The 15,509-nt window shown below is 55.4% G+C and carries 11 protein-coding genes and 1 tRNA gene; 6 read left to right on the top strand and 6 right to left on the bottom strand.

Annotated features, from left to right (window positions below):
- Positions 1–82 precede the first annotated feature (82 nt).
- The 4 genes from BARVI_RS02770 to BARVI_RS02755 all read right to left on the bottom strand — a co-directional run bounded on the left by BARVI_RS02770 (position 83) and on the right by BARVI_RS02755 (position 5,734).
- Entirely contained in the window at positions 83–2,707 is a 2,625-nt protein-coding gene (locus BARVI_RS02770) for a valine--tRNA ligase (RefSeq protein ID WP_025277761.1), read from the bottom strand.
- A gap of 129 nt (positions 2,708–2,836) precedes the next feature.
- A complete protein-coding gene (locus tag BARVI_RS02765) occupies positions 2,837–4,021 on the bottom strand; it encodes a MalY/PatB family protein (RefSeq protein WP_025277760.1) in 1,185 nt (394 codons plus the stop codon).
- A gap of 51 nt (positions 4,022–4,072) precedes the next feature.
- Positions 4,073–5,350 carry a porin gene (locus BARVI_RS02760; RefSeq protein WP_025277759.1) on the bottom strand — a complete coding sequence of 426 codons (1,278 nt, stop codon included), beginning with the start codon at positions 5,348–5,350 and terminating at the stop codon, positions 4,073–4,075.
- Positions 5,351–5,644: 294 nt separating this feature from the next.
- A tRNA-Ser gene (locus BARVI_RS02755) sits at positions 5,645–5,734 on the bottom strand.
- A gap of 157 nt (positions 5,735–5,891) precedes the next feature.
- Here BARVI_RS02755 and mltG point away from each other — a divergent pair.
- Positions 5,892–6,938, top strand: coding sequence for an endolytic transglycosylase MltG (gene mltG / locus BARVI_RS02750; protein ID WP_038534247.1), 1,047 nt, complete (start codon positions 5,892–5,894; stop codon positions 6,936–6,938).
- 349 nt (positions 6,939–7,287) lie between these two features.
- Here mltG and BARVI_RS13320 read toward each other — a convergent pair whose 3' ends face one another.
- Both BARVI_RS13320 and dnaB read right to left on the bottom strand, forming a co-directional pair.
- Complete coding sequence (locus BARVI_RS13320) at positions 7,288–7,446, bottom strand: hypothetical protein (RefSeq protein WP_157232497.1); 159 nt, start codon at positions 7,444–7,446, stop codon at positions 7,288–7,290.
- Between the two features lie 64 nt (positions 7,447–7,510).
- Positions 7,511–9,085: a replicative DNA helicase gene (gene dnaB / locus BARVI_RS02745; protein ID WP_025277758.1), complete on the bottom strand. Its 1,575-nt coding sequence runs from the start codon at positions 9,083–9,085 to the stop codon at positions 7,511–7,513.
- 223 nt (positions 9,086–9,308) lie between these two features.
- On the opposite strand from dnaB, the gene ispE reads away from it, so the two are divergent.
- From ispE to BARVI_RS02720, 5 genes are all read left to right on the top strand, one after another.
- Positions 9,309–10,127: a 4-(cytidine 5'-diphospho)-2-C-methyl-D-erythritol kinase gene (gene ispE, locus BARVI_RS02740; RefSeq protein WP_025277757.1), complete on the top strand. Its 819-nt coding sequence runs from the start codon at positions 9,309–9,311 to the stop codon at positions 10,125–10,127.
- Between the two features lie 40 nt (positions 10,128–10,167).
- Positions 10,168–10,734 carry a Crp/Fnr family transcriptional regulator gene (locus BARVI_RS02735; RefSeq protein WP_025277756.1) on the top strand — a complete coding sequence of 189 codons (567 nt, stop codon included), beginning with the start codon at positions 10,168–10,170 and terminating at the stop codon, positions 10,732–10,734.
- 120 nt (positions 10,735–10,854) lie between these two features.
- Complete coding sequence (locus tag BARVI_RS02730) at positions 10,855–12,009, top strand: acyltransferase family protein (RefSeq protein ID WP_025277755.1); 1,155 nt, start codon at positions 10,855–10,857, stop codon at positions 12,007–12,009.
- Between the two features lie 76 nt (positions 12,010–12,085).
- Entirely contained in the window at positions 12,086–14,656 is a 2,571-nt protein-coding gene (locus BARVI_RS02725) for a beta-N-acetylglucosaminidase domain-containing protein (RefSeq protein WP_025277754.1), read from the top strand.
- Between the two features lie 223 nt (positions 14,657–14,879).
- Positions 14,880–15,491 (top strand): nucleotide exchange factor GrpE, encoded by a 612-nt coding sequence (locus BARVI_RS02720; protein WP_025277753.1) that lies wholly within the window; start codon positions 14,880–14,882, stop codon positions 15,489–15,491.
- The last annotated feature ends 18 nt before the right edge of the window (positions 15,492–15,509 follow it).

The following is a 15,509-nucleotide window of genomic DNA, read 5'->3' as shown; positions in this document are numbered from 1 at the left end:
GTGATAAGAGGAGGAGGCTCTCCGGCATTGAGTTGCCGGGGAGCCTCCTCGCTTTTGTATGGTTTCGGAACGATAGCCGGCCTTATTTTTTGAGAGCGGCTATACTCTCTTCAATCGACTTGATTTTCTCTTCGGCATCGGCCTTCTTCTTCCGCTCCATGGCTACGACAGCTTCGGGGGCGTTTTGTACGAAGCGTTCGTTGTTGAGCTTGCCCATCACGGTTTTGAGGAATCCCTGGGCATATTTCAACTCACCTTCGAGTTTCTTCAACTCGGCTTCTACGTCGATGTTGTTGCCCAGCGGTATGGCATACTCGGTGGCATGCACGCGGAACGAAGCTGCGGCGGGGTCCTTCTCGTCGATGGTCTCGATGGACGAGAGGTTGGTCATTTTGGTGAGCACGCAGTCGTTGGTGTGGTCGTGAGCTCCGATGATTTGCAGCGTGAGCGGCTCTTTGTTGACAATGCCTTTTTGCAGACGCACGGTGCGCACGCCGGCTACAATCTGCTTGGTGGTCTCGAAGCGGTTGATGATTTCGTCGTCGACCGGGTGAGCCTCGGGCATACGGGCATACATGATGCTCTCGCCCTCTTTACGCTCGTAGAGGTGTTGCCACAACTCCTCGGTGATGAAGGGCATGAAGGGGTGCAGCATGCGCAGCAGGGCGTCGAAGTAGGTGAGGGTAGCCTCGTAGGTAGCGCGGTCGATGGGTTGTTGATAGCCGGGTTTGATCATTTCGAGGTACCACGACGAGAACTCGTCCCAGAAGAGGCGGTATATGGCCATGAGGGCTTCGGAGAGACGGTATTTCCCGAAGAGGTCTTTCACCTCGGCCAGGGTGCGGCTGAGTTGGGCATCGAACCACTTGACGGCGATTTGTGCCGTTTGCGGCTGTTCGAGCTTCTCGTCGACGGTCCAGCCTTTTACCAGGCGGAAGGCGTTCCAGATTTTGTTGTTGAAGTTGCGGCCCTGTTCGCACAGTGCATCGTCATAGAGAATGTCGTTGCCTGCGGGTGCGGCCAGCATGAGGCCCATGCGCACGCCGTCGGCGCCGTAGGTCTTGATGAGTTCGAGAGCATCGGGCGAGTTGCCGAGCGATTTCGACATCTTCCGTCCGATTTTGTCGCGCACGATACCGGTAAAGTAGACATTCTTGAAGGGTTTCTCGCCGGTGTATTCATAGCCGGCCATAATCATGCGGGCTACCCAGAAGAAGATGATGTCGGGACCTGTTACGAGGTCGCTCGTGGGGTAGTAGTATTTTATCTCTTCGTTGCCGGGGTGGTTGATGCCGTCGAAGAGCGAGATGGGCCACAGCCACGACGAGAACCAGGTGTCGAGGCAATCTTCGTCTTGACGGAGGTCGCTCAGTTGCAGCGAGTTGTCGCCGCTCTTTTTGCGGGCCAGCGTGAGAGCCTCTTCGGGCGTCTCGGCCACCACGAATCCGCCTTGCGGCAGGTAGTAGGCCGGTATGCGGTGTCCCCACCACAACTGACGCGAGATGCACCAGTCCTTGATGTTTTCCATCCAGTAGCGGTAGGTGTTCTTGAACTTGTCGGGGTGGAACTTGATGTCGTCGTTCATGACGGCTTTGAGGGCCGGTTCGGCCAGTTTACCCATCTTGACAAACCACTGCATCGAGAGTTTGGGCTCGATTACCACGTTGGTACGCTCCGAGTAGCCCACTTTGTTGTCATAATCCTCCACCTTTTCGAGCAGGTTGGCGGCTTGCAGGTCTTTGGCAATCTGCTTGCGCACGTCGAAACGGTCCATGCCGATATAGAGGCCGCCGGCCTCGCTGATGGTTCCGTTGTCGTTGAAGATGTCGATGGTAGGCAGGTTGTATTTCTCGCCCAGCATGTAGTCGTTTACATCGTGTGCCGGGGTTACTTTCAAACAGCCGGTACCGAACTCGATGTCGACGTAGTCGTCCATAATGATGGGTATGACGCGGTTGACCAGCGGTACGATTACCTTCTTCCCTTTGAGGAAGGTGTAACGGGGGTCGTTGGGGTTGACGCACACGGCCGTATCGCCCAAGATGGTTTCGGGGCGGGTTGTGGCTACGACGATGTATTTGTCCTCCCCTTCGATGTAGTAGCGCAGGTAGTAGAGTTTGCTGTGCTCCTCCTTGTAGATTACCTCTTCGTCAGAGAGGGCGGTGAGCGCCTTGGGGTCCCAGTTGACCATGCGCACGCCGCGGTAGATGAGACCTTTGTTGTAGAGGTCGACAAACACTTTCAGCACACTCTTGGAGCGCACCTCGTCCATGGTGAAGGCGGTGCGGTCCCAGTCGCACGAGGCACCCAGCTTTTGTAGCTGTTTCAAGATGATGCCGCCATGCTCTTCTTTCCACTCCCAGGCATATTTGAGGAACTCCTCGCGGGTGAGGTCGCTCTTCTTGATGCCCTGGGCAGCCAGTTTGTTCACCACCTTGGCTTCGGTAGCAATCGAGGCGTGGTCGGTACCGGGTACCCAGCAGGCATTTTTGCCCTCCATGCGGGCGCGGCGGACGAGAATGTCCTGTATCGTGTTGTTGAGCATGTGCCCCATGTGCAGAATACCGGTGACGTTGGGGGGCGGAATGACTACGGTGTAGGGTTCACGACCGTCGGGCTTCGACTTGAAAAGCCCGTTTTTCAACCAATAGGCATACCATTTTTCCTCCACGTCGGCGGGATTGTACTTTGTGGCAAGTTCGTTCATAAATCGATTCTTTCAGAGATTCTTACTGTTAGGTGGCACAGGGCCCTCTGCCTCTTGCGCCAATCGGGTGCAAAAGTATAAAATATTTTCCGAAAAAGATAGTCCTTTGTCGCCAAAGTGGCTCGTAACCTATCGATTGAGATGGCTCACGGCCTCTTCCAGTTGTTCGAGCGCTTTTTGCAGCACGGCACGGGGGGTGCCAATGTTGAGGCGCATGTGGCCTTTGCCTTCGGGGCCGAACATCTCGCCGTCGTTGAGGGCAAGCCGAGCCTTGTCGACGAAGAGGTCGATGAGGGCGTCGTGGTCGAGTCCCAGCCGGGTACAGTCGAGCCAGACGATGAACGAGGCTTGGGGGCGTATGGCCTTGATGGCGGGGATATGCTTGTCGAGAAACTCCTCGACGAAGAGTATGTTTTGCTCGATGTAGTGCAGCATCTGCCTGCGCCACTCCCGGCAATGGTTATAGGCGGCTTCGGTGGCGATGGTGGCCATGAAGGTGGGCGCATTCAGCTCGTTGGCTGTGAGCCAGTCGAAGAACCGTTTGCGGATTGTCGGGTTGGGTACGATGGTGTAGGAGCTCACCAGTCCGGCAATATTGAAGGTTTTGGAGGGGGCTCCGAACGAGATGCTGTTCTGGGCGGCCGTCTCCGAAACCGAGGCAAAGGGGTGGTGGTGTGCACCGAAGAGGGGCATGTCGGCATGGATTTCGTCGGCAATGACGAGAATATGATGGCGGGCGCAAATCTCGGCTACCCGTTGCAGCGTTTCGAGCGGCCACACGACTCCGCCCGGGTTGTGGGGATTACAGAGAATGAGCAGTTTGCATTGAGGGTCGATAATCGATTCGAGGTGGTCGAAATCCATTTCATAGCACGACCCGTTCCATTTGAGCGGGTTGTGTACCACTTGCCGTCCGTTGCCCTCGGGTACCGCCATGAAGGGGGTGTAGACGGGTGTCTGTATGATAATCTTGTCGCCGGGGTTGCTGAACACGTTCACCGCCAGCCCGATACCCTTGACGATGCCGGGGATATAGGTAATCCACTCGCGTTTTACTTCCCAGCCGTGCAGGTATTTGATCCAGTCTACAATCGACTGCCAGTAGCTGGCGGGAGCCTCGGCATAGCCGTAGACCGGGTGTTGCAGGCGTCGCACGAGAGCCTCGGTGATGGGAGGAGCTACGGCAAAGTCCATGTCGGCAATCCACAGGGGAATAAGGTCGTCGCGACCGTATCGTTCGCACAGCACGTCGGTTTTCACGGCACCGGTGTGGTGGCGATCGATAATGGTGTCAAAATCATACTGAATAGCCATGGTATTTTAGTTTAGGTATTAGGTTCTGCAAGTAGGGGATAGAGCCGATTCTTAGAAACCGAGCTCTACCTGGAATCTCAACTGCCAGCGGTCATAGCCCGAAGCCGTGAACTCGTCCTTGTAGTTATACGAGAGGTCGGCCTGCACCTTCAACCGGTGGTCGATGAGGTATTTGGTCACCCCCAGGGTCGACTGGTTGTAGGTGCGGTAGTTGGCATAGGGGCGTACCTCGCTGTCGGGCAGGATTGTCGAGTTGCGTAAGGCAATTTCCCAGTTAGAGCGGAACAGGTAACTGGCCTGCACGTTGAGCCCCATGCCGGTGAGGATATATTGCTCCACGCTTTCGCCCGATTTGATGAGGGGCGACGAGGTGCACACGCGGCCCATGAAATCGGTATAGAAGGCAAACCCCTGGTATTTGAGAATGAAGTCGACAAAGTAGGACGACAGGTTGCGGGTCTGGTCGAAGAGGAGCATATCGCCGTTGGAGCCTTGTGCCCGCAGGGCGCGGTCGTTGTAGCTGTATGCCCCGGCCAGGAGAATCTTGGGGGTAGACTCGCGTTCGAAGTCGCCCTCGATGGCATCGCCCTTACCTTTGAAACGGCCCAGGGGGAAGAACTCCAACCGGCCGGTATAGGCCAGTCCGCTGCCTTTGCTTTTGCCCCAGTTGCGGCCCTCGCCCGTGGTAATCGAGGCTTTGGCGGCCATGTCGAACGAGCCGAACAGATGCTGGTTGTATTCGCCGAACAGACCGAAATCGCGGTCGAGGTTGAACTCGGAGTTGACAATCGAGCGGTCGACAAACTGCAAGGCGCTCGACGAGTTGATGCGTGCCCGGTTGGCCCGTATCTTGGTCTGGCCGAAGCCGATGTTCCACGTCGCATTGGGCACGTAATAGATCATGGCGTCGCGCACGATATTGGTGTTGCCGTTGGGCAAGACCTTCGTATCGTAGGGGGTAAATCCCAGTTGCACGAGGTAGGTGAGTTTGGGGGTGTAGATGTATCCGTCGAAGCGCAGCCGCAACCGCTTCACCCGGGCGTCGATGCCCTGCGCCTCGAATTTGTTGTTGAAACCCACGTCGACCATGTTCTGCATGCGTATCCGCATGGTGAGTTTGTAACTCTTGTTCTTGGGTTGGAACGAGATGCCGTTGCCCACCTCGATGTCGGGCATGTGCATGCGAATCTGCCGCAGTTCGTCGGCATAGTCGGTATTGGGCAGTGTGATGTTGAGTGAGTCGTTTTTGAAAGCCGAGGTGCCGGCCGAAACCGGCCCCGCCAGAAGCATGAAAGATAATGTCGATAAAAAGAGTCGTCGATAGTTCATAAGGTTCGTTTTTTTGTCTGTATTAAAATTTCATGCCGCAAAAGTGTTGTTCAATTTTGAAAACAAGTTGAAATGATAAAAAAATCAGCTTTGCGGGGAGCAGGCTCCATCGCGATGCGGGTGGTATAGTGCCATGATTCCCTCCGGGCAGCCCAGTTGGTTTGTCCATTCCGAACAAGCCCAAAAGTACAACCAAAGCGGCAATATTCCAAAGCCCTCCCGCGAAAAATTATGGACTAAGCAGAAAATGAAAAAGCCCGTATCGTGAAGACGATACAGGCTTTTGTGAAGCGTTGGCGGAAGGAGGGGGATTCGAACCCCCGGTACCCATTCGAGTACGTCAGTTTAGCAAACTGGTGGTTTCAGCCACTCACCCATCCTTCCAAAGATGGTGCCGTGTTGAACGGCGTTTTTCCAAACGCAGCGCAAAGATAAGTCGAATATTTGAAACCGCAAATTTTTTTACCCTATTTTATTTCACGAATAATCCGTATTTTTGTCAATCTTATCTATTTTGTTCACGTAGAATAATCGGTTTTTTATGGTAAAAGTAAAGAGTAAGAGAGGAATAAAGATATTTATCGGTGTGTTGGCGGCTGTGGCGGTCGTGTTGGTGTGCGCCGCATTTTGGGTGGCAAAACATTATGTCTACAACTCGGTTGTGGGTGAGCGGGCGATGGTCTATGTGCATCGGCAGTGGAGTGCGGCCCAACTCGACAGTGCGTTGAGTGAGGTGCTGGACGCTCCCCGTTCGGTAGCCCGGGTAGAGCGGTTGCTCTCGTTGCTCGATTTTGATGCGGCCGAACGCGAGGGGGCTTACCGGGTGGAGCCGGGTATGAGTGCCTGGCAGGTGGCTCTGAAATTGGCACGAGGGGGGCAGACCCCGGTGCGGGTGACTTTTAACAACGTGCGCACGATAGACCAGCTGGCCGGTCGCATTGCCGAGCAGTTGTGTTTCTCCAAGGACGATTTGCTGGCGTTGTTGCAGAACGACAGCGTGTGTGCCGATCTGGGATTTACGCAGGCCACGTTGCCGGCGCTGTTTCTGCCCGATACCTACGAGTTTTATTGGACGGTGACTCCCGAGGAGTTTTTGCAGAAGATGAAGCGAGAGTATCGCCGCTACTGGATGGGGCAGCGCGAGGAGCAGGCCCAGGCGTGGGGCTTGACCCCGGTCGAGGTGGCGACCCTGGCCTCGATTGTGGAGGAGGAGACTAACAAACCCGACGAGATGGGTACGGTGGCGGGTCTTTATATGAACCGTTTGCGCAAGGGCATGCCCTTGCAGGCCGACCCTACGGTGAAGTTTGCTTGCGGTGATTTCTCGTTGCGGCGCATTTTGAAGGCTCATCTCGCCATCGAGTCACCCTACAATACCTATCGGGTGACAGGATTGCCGCCGGGCCCGATACGCATCGCCTCGAAGCAGGCTCTTGATGCGGTGCTGAACCACCGCCCCAACGACTATATTTACATGTGTGCCCGCGAGGATTTCTCGGGGTATCACAATTTTGCCGTCACTTGGAGCGAGCACCAGCGCAATGCCGCGCGCTACCAGCGTGAACTGAACCGCCGGGGCATACGCTGACTCCTGCCGCCGGGTGGCGTTGCGGCGGCTCTCGACGGGAAAGGAACGATTTAAAATAGTAAAGCCTCGTCTCGCGACGGGGCTTTACTACTTGAAATATATCAAAAACAAGAAAGAGGATAATGTTTATTACAGAAATAAACAAAGGATAATATAATACCAATGAAACACACAAAAAACAAGAATATTATCGTATAAATCAAACTCTTTTGAAATTGGCCCCAACCGGTCTCCTGCCGGGAGCGACGCATCGCTTTCCCGAGTGGGAGGGGCTCCTTGTGGGCCGCTTTCGATAATAAAACAAAGCGGGGTGGCGAAAAGTTCTGGCGAGTTTGTTATTTAACGTATTTTAATAGTTGGAGACCTCTTCTGTTTCGGGTACGACGGCGGCTTCGGGCGAATCGTCGATCCAGATGGCCAGTGTGAGCCAATACAATAGGAGGACGATGGCCAGGGCCACGCCTACGGCTGTCCAAATTTTTTTCCAATTGTTCTTTTTCTTTTCCATAGATCGAGTTTACTCTATTGGTTGCGATAGAGTAACGTCGACGGCGGGTAGAAAGTTCGGCGGGTCAGAAGGGTAATTTCTCGTCGCTGCCGGCAGGGTTGAGGAAATTGGTATTCCCGGGCAGGGGTGCGGCGCCGGGTTGACCGGTAACGGGAGCCGAGTCGGCCGGGCCGGCGTTGAATTTCGAGGTGACGGGTGCGCTCAGGTCCGACAGGCGGGTATCCTCGTCGTAGTTCTGGAACCGGGCCAGGTAGGAGACGAATTTGAGGTTCACCGTGTCGGTGGCACCGCTACGGTGCTTGGCGATGATGAACTCGGCCAGACCCTCGATGCTGTTGCCGTTGGCATCTTCCTTGGAGCGGGTGTAGTATTCGGGACGGTGAATGAAGCACACCATATCGGCATCTTGCTCGATGGCTCCCGACTCACGCAGGTCGGAGAGTTGGGGTCGTTTGCCCTCCTTGCTGTCCTTGTCGTTACCACGCGATTCGACGCTACGGTTCAGCTGCGACAGGGCGATGATGGGTATCTGCAACTCCTTGGCCAGCTGTTTGAGCGACCGCGATATGGTACTCACCTCCTGCTCACGGCTGCCGAACGACATGCCGCTGGCGTTCATCAGCTGCAAGTAGTCGATGATGATGATTTTGATGCCGTGCTCACGCACCAGCCGACGGGCTTTCGTACGCAACTCGAACACCGAGAGGCTGGGGGTGTCGTCGATGTAGATGGGGGCGTTCCGCAGGATTTCGATGCGCGACATGAGGCGCTCCCACTCGAAGGGGCTCAGCTGTCCGCTCTTGATTTTGTCGCCAGGAATCTCGCAGGTGTTGATGATGAGACGGTTGACCAGCTGCACGTTCGACATTTCGAGCGAGAAGATGGCTACCGGGGTGTTGTAGTTGACCGCCATGTTTTTGGCCATGGAGAGGACGAAGGCCGTTTTACCCATGGCCGGACGGGCGGCAATGATGATGAGGTCGGAGTTTTGCCAACCCGAGGTAATCTTGTCGATGCCGTGGAACCCGGTTTGCAGACCGCTCAATCCGTCGCTGCGGTTGGCGGCTACCTGTATCTGCTTGATGGCCTCGCTGATGATGGGGTCGATTTGCACCACATCTTTTTTGAGGTTGCGCTGCGAGATTTCAAAGAGTTTCCCCTCGGCCTCCTGCATGAGGTCGTCGACGTCGTTGGTCTCGTCGAAGGCCTTGTTGAGGATTTCGCTCGAAAACTCGATGAGCTCTCGGGCCAGGTATTTCTGCGCCACGATGCGGGCGTGATACTCGATGTGGGCGGCCGAGGCCACGCGGCCGGTCAGCTCCGAGATGCGCAAGGCTCCGCCCACCTCGTCGAGCTTGCCGTCGAGCCGCAACTGCTCGGTAACGGTGAGCATGTCGATGGGGCGCTGCTGGGCACCCAGCTTGGCGATGGCACTGTAAATAATCTGGTTGTTGGGCTCGTAGAAACACTCGGGCTTCAAGATGTCGCATACGGTGGTGTAGGCATCTTTTTCGAGCATGAGGGCTCCCAGCACGGCCTCTTCGAGTTCTGTGTCCTGAGGCTGTAATTTGCCCTGTTCCGAGACCTTCGGGGCGTAGGTTTTCTTTTGGCGGGAGGTATAGTTTCTGCGAGGTTCCATTTGTCGATTCTTTTCCTTTCTCTTTTTTCAGGTTACAAAAATAGCGAATCTTTGCGCTTCGGGAAAGAGCGGCGACAAAATCTTATGATAAACTTTTCAACAGCTCCGGTGGGCGCAAGGATCGGGAACGATGTGAATTTTTATGCTTTTGGACGGCGGCAGGGTTGGCTATGTGGACGAGAATGGTTAATTTCGCAGAGAATCTCGAAAAACAGTCAAACCGATGATACGATTTCCCAATGCCAAAATCAACCTGGGGCTGCGCATCGTTTCACGCCGCCCCGACGGATACCATAATATAGAGACGGTTTTCTATCCCATTCAGTTGCAGGACGCGCTGGAAGTGGTCTCAACAACCGAGGGGGATACCCGCCTCACGCTCTCGGGCATTGTCATCGACGGCGATAGCCGCGACAACCTGGTGATGAAGGCGTGGCGACGACTGAGCGAACGGTTTTCGCTGCCGCCGGTCTCGATACATCTGCACAAGGCGATACCTTTTGGTGCGGGGTTGGGCGGAGGGTCGGCCGATGCCGCTTTCCTGCTGGCGATGGTGCGCGACTATTTTCACCTGCCGCTGAGCGACGAGGAGCTCGACCGCGAGGCCGCGGCCTTGGGGGCCGACTGTCCCTTCTTCCTGCACAACAAGCCGTTGCTGGCCCGTGGCATAGGCGACGAGTTCGAGCCGGTGTCCCTGTCGTTGAAGGGGTATCGGCTGGTGCTGGTGAAGCCGTCGGTAGCCGTACCCACGGCGGTGGCCTATTCGCTGGTGACTCCGGCCGAGCCCGAGGAGCCGGTGAGCGAGACCATTGCCCGTCCGGTGAGCGAATGGCGCGACCGGCTGGTCAACGATTTCGAGAAGAGTGTCTTTGCCCGGTTCCCCGAAATCGGAGCCATCAAGGAGAGCCTGTATGAGGCCGGTGCCGTTTATGCCTCGATGTCGGGGTCGGGGTCGTCGGTCTTCGGGTTGTTCGACCAGGAGGTCGATTTGACCGACCGCTATCGCACCTGTTTCGTGTGGAGCGGCCCGTGCGAGGTGTAATGGTTGCGACCCTTTGACCGACAGGAGGTTGAAACTTATGATGGAGGTAGTTTTAGCGAAAATCAATGCGGCCTATCCGCTCTCGCCCGAGACGGAACAGGCGTTGAAAGAGAGTGTGACCGAGTGTCGCTTTCCCCGGCGCTACCAGCTGGTGCGGGCGGGGATTTACTGCAAGTATGCCTATTTTATCGAGCAGGGTATGACCCGCTCGTTCTGGCTGGTCAACGGCGAGGAGATAACCACCTCGTTTTCGTGCGAAGGGGGCATCGTGTTCAGCATGGACGAACTCTACTACAACAAGGTGAGCGAGGAGTATGTCGAGACGCTCGAAGAGGTGGTGGCCTACCGCATCGCCTTGTCGCGGTTGCGCGAGCTGTTCCAGACCAATCTCGAACTGGCCAATTGGGGACGCATCATTCATCAAGACGAATACCGGCGGTTGCACCGTTCGCACAAGGAGCGGCTCACCCTCTCGGCCCGTGAGCGTTACGAGGCGTTCCAGCAGCAGTTTCCGCAGGTGTGTCAGCGGGCTCAGTTGGGATATATCGCCTCCTATCTGGGTATCACGCTCTCGACGCTGAGCCGGTTGCGCCGAAGCAAAAAGTAGGAGCCGGCCGGCTGTTTTTGACATAGGACAAATTTTGTGCGGGACAACCTCTGTACCTTTGCCGGTACAGCGCGCTGCTACCGTAAAACAGAAATTCATTAAGTAAGAAAAATCATCATCATGCAAAACATCTCTTCTGCCGCCTTCTCCGACACCAAACCTCATTACGAATTGCTCGACGGGTTGCGGGGCGTGGCGGCTCTCCTGGTCGTGTGGTATCATGTGTTCGAGGGGTATGCCTTTGCCGGGGGTACTCTCATTGAAGGTATCAACCACGGCTATCTGGCCGTCGATTTCTTTTTCATTCTGTCGGGTTTTGTCATTGGGTATGCCTACGACGACCGTTGGGGCAAGAGCCTGACGCTGAAAAACTTCTTCAAACGCCGTCTCATTCGGCTCCACCCGATGGTGGTTATGGGGGCGGTGCTGGGAGCCGTCACCTTCATGTTGCAAGGCAGTGTGCAGTGGGACGGTACCCATGTGGCCACCTCGCTGGTGATGCTGGCCCTGCTGTGTGCGATGTTCTTCATTCCGGCCGTTCCCGGGGCCGCTTACGAGGTGAGGGGTAACGGCGAGATGTTCCCGCTGAACGGCCCCAGCTGGTCGCTCTTCTTTGAATACATCGGCAACCTGCTTTATGCGCTGGTGCTTCACCGGCTCTCGACCCGTCTCCTGACCGGGGTCGTGGTGGTGCTGGGAGTAGCTCTGGCCGCGTTTGCCACCTTCGACGTGTCGGGTTACGGCAATATCGGGGTAGGGTGGACGCTCGACACGGTCAATTTCGTGGGCGGGTTGTTGCGCATGCTCTTCCCCTTCTCGATGGGGTTGCTGCTCTCCCGACGGTTCAAACCGGTGCGGGTGCGCGGCGCCTTCTGGATTTGCTCGCTCATTTTGCTGCTGCTGTTTCATGTACCCTATCTGCCCGGTAACGAGGTGATTTGTTTGAATGGGGTATTCGAGACCCTCTGCATTGTCGTGGTCTTCCCGCTGCTTATCGTGCTGGGGGCTTCGGGGGCTACTACCGATGTCTTTTCGACCCGGGTGTGCAAGTTCCTGGGCGACATCTCCTATCCGCTCTACATTACCCACTATGCCTTCATGTATCTGTTTTACGCCTGGCTCATCGAGAAGGGCTACTTTACCTTTGGCGAGACCTGGCAGGTGGCTCTGTGCGTGTATGTGTGGAACGTGGTGGTGGCCTACCTCTGCCTGAAACTGTATGATGAGCCGGTGCGTCGCTGGTTGAGCCGCCGTTTTTTGAATAAACGCAAATAATTATTATTTTTGACCCCGAAAGAGAAAAGAGGTACCTGGGGTGCGTCTTGACCATGAAAATAAAATCCTATATATTATGATAAAGTGCAGAAAAGTATTGACCGCATGGGCTGTCGCAATGTTGGCCTGCGGTAGTGTGTGGGCGCAGGAGTCTGAATTTGATTTGACGACCCAGCGCTCGGAGTCGCAAGATGTATTGCCCGTTCCGGGTAAGAAGCTCGATCACGGCGGTATTGTGGTGAATCCCACCCCGCATCAGATGACTCTCGATCGGGCCCATACGCTCGACCTCTCGCAGGGGGTTAATCTGAAAGATCGCCAAGGCTGCTTCTTGGCCGATGTACCGTTCCTGACCCAACAGAAAAAGGGGGTGAAGCTCTCGGTCGATTTCGGAACGAAAGTCTCGCAACGCCAAGGGGTAAAGCCGGTGTCGGGAGCCTATCGGTTGAAGGTAGACAAGAACGGTATCGAGATTGTGGGCTATGATGAGCGGGGTGCCTTCTACGGGTTGCAGACGCTGCGCCAGCTGGTCGAGAGTCCGGCCGTAGCCGAGGGCCGTTTGCCCTATGTCGAAATTAACGATTATCCCGACCTGAAATACCGCGGGGTGGTCGAGGGGTTCTACGGCACACCCTGGTCGCACGAGGTGCGCATGTCGTTGATCGATTTCTACGGCAAGTTCAAGATGAACAGTTACCTCTACGGTCCCAAGGACGATCCCTATCACAGTTGCCCCAACTGGCGGTTGCCTTATCCCGAACAGGAGGCCGAGCAGATTAAGGGGCTTATCGAGGCGTGCCGCCGCAACCGGGTCGATTTCGTATGGGCTATTCACCCGGGGCAGGATATCAAATGGAACGAAGAGGATTATCAGAACCTAGTGAATAAATTCAACTGGATGTACGACCTGGGCGTGCGTGCCTTTGCCCTCTTCTTCGACGATATTTCGGGCGAGGGTACCAATCCCGTGAAGCAGACCGAGTTGCTTAATCGCCTGACCACCGATTTCGTCAAGACCAAAGGCGATGTGGCCTACCTCACGGTTTGTCCCACCGACTATTCCAAGCTGTGGGCCAACCCCACACCGCAGGGCCCTCTGGCCATTTATGGTGAGACGCTCGACCCTTCGGTTGAGGTATTCTGGACGGGCGACGTGGTGTGCAGCGACCTCACGCCCGAGACGATGGCGTGGGTCAACAGCCGCATCAAACGTCCGGCCTATTTCTGGTGGAACTATCCCGTGACCGACTATGTGCGTCACATCATCTTGCAGGGCCCGGTCTATGGACTCGACACCACCCTGACTGCGAAGGACCTTTGTGGTATTGCCAGCAATCCCATGGAGCATGGCGAGGCCTCGAAACTGGCCCTCTACGGGGTGGCCGACTATACGTGGAACGTATCGGATTATAACCCCATCGATAACTGGGAACGTGGCTTGGGTGAACTGATGCCCGAGGCTCGCGAGGCCTACCGTACCTTTGCCATTCACTCGTGCGATACCGAGAACGGATACCGCCGCGACGAGTCGTGGGAGACGCGTATCTTCCGTCTGGCCGACTGGAACGATGCGGTTGCCGAGGCTCTGTGGCAGGAGTTTGACCGGGTGGAGAAGGCGCCCGGCGAAATAGAACGGGGCTGTACCAACCGGCAACTGGTGAAGGAACTGGGACCTTGGCTTCAAGAGTTTGAGAAGCTGGGAGCTCGCGGGAAACGGACCATCGAGTTGGCTCGTCTCTATCGCAGCAACGGCGACCGTGCCGAGTTCTGGAACCGTTTCGTACAGAATCTTATGAGCGACTCGGCCCGGGCTGACTACGAAACCCACAAAGTGGGGACCATGAAACTGCAACCCTTCTACGAAAATGCCATGGACGATATGGCACACGGTTTCCTGGCCCGGGTGTGTGGTGAGACACCACTCTACTACAAGGGTATAGGTTCGTTCAGTACGGTTAGGACTCCCCAGGCCAAACTCATGTTGGACCACGATACGGCCACCTATTACACCTCGGGTATTGCCCAGAAGGCTGGCGACTGGATTGGACTCGACCTGGGTAAGGTCGAGCCGGTTATCGAGGTCTCGATTCTGCAAGGCCGTAACTCGGTCGACGATGTCGACTATTTCGACCACGCGGTGGTGGAATATTCGGTCGACGGGAAAACGTGGAAGCCTCTTACCGGCGAATTGAAACAGCAATACATTATCGATTGGCAAGGTGAGGCCGTGCAAGCCCGGTATGTGCGTCTGAAACGGCTCGAATCGGCGCGTACCAATTATGCAGCGATTCGTTCGTTTGAAGTCAATCCTCCCCGCATCGAACGCTTGGGCTTCGACTTGAAAGCCGACGATGTGGCACAGGCTCTCTATCTGTTCGATGGTCAGCTGGCCACGAGCTATCAAAATCGGGGCATGCTCACTTTTGGTGTTAAGTCCGGAGTGAAGTCTTATATGTTGCTGATGAACGATCGGGAGGATAACGGGAAATTGGCCTTGACGGTGAAACAATTGGCTGCCGATGGTTCGACCTTGGCCGAGACCGAGGTTACCACCCCGTTCCATACCATCGAATTGCTTCCCGGAGCTGCGACCATACAGATTCTGGGCGAAGCCGAGATTTTTGAAATTGTACCGGTCAAGAGATAGATAGACGACATTTTGTCGCAGATATACGAGGGGCGGTCCGGAAGGGTCAGCCCCTCGGTGTTATATCGGGTATGAGGGTGAGGCTGACAGTCGGGTAGGGAGGGCGTGACAAAAATACAGCCGCAACCGGTTTGGCAGTGTTTTTGATACTATATAAATGCTTGTTGAAGGTTAATCCTTCGGGAGGAAGAATATGAATAGTAAAAAAAGAAAAATTAAAAATATGGCTGAAGAAAAAGAACGCGAGAAATCGCAAGTGATTGAGGAAGAGGCTCCTGAAAAAGACAAAGAGGAACCTTGCGAGCAACAGCCCCAGGAGACGGAAGCAGGTGAACCTGATGCCGCAGCCGAAGGGGGCGAGGCTGACGAGGCTGCCAAATTGTCAGCCGAGTTGGACACGCTGAAAGCGACCATCGAGAAGATGCAGAAGGATTATCTGTTGCTGATGGCCGAGTTTGATAATTTCCGCAAACGGACTTTGCGCGAGAAAGCCGATCTGATTAAGAACGGCGGTGAGAGCTGCATGAAGGCTATCCTGCCGGTTGTCGATGACTTTGAACGGGGATTGGCCGCTGTGGAAAAGAGTAACGATCTGGAAGCCGTGAAAGAGGGCATGAATTTGATATACAACAAATTCAAAGCCTATCTCGAACAAAACGGCGTGAAAGAGATTCCCACACAGGGAGCCGATTTCGATACCGAGTATCACGAGGCCGTGACTACCTTCCCGGCTCCCGATCCTGCCCAAAAAGGCAAGGTGATCGACACGGTTCAAAAGGGCTATACGCTCAACGACAAGGTGATTCGTTTTGCCAAGGTAGTAGTGGGAGAATAACGATTTAGAGGGATAGAG

Source organism: Barnesiella viscericola DSM 18177, assembly GCF_000512915.1.
Taxonomy (GTDB): Bacteria; Bacteroidota; Bacteroidia; order Bacteroidales; family Barnesiellaceae; genus Barnesiella; species Barnesiella viscericola.
The sequence above is the reverse complement of the archived record's forward strand: the minus strand, read 5'-3'. Positions and strand labels throughout refer to the sequence as shown.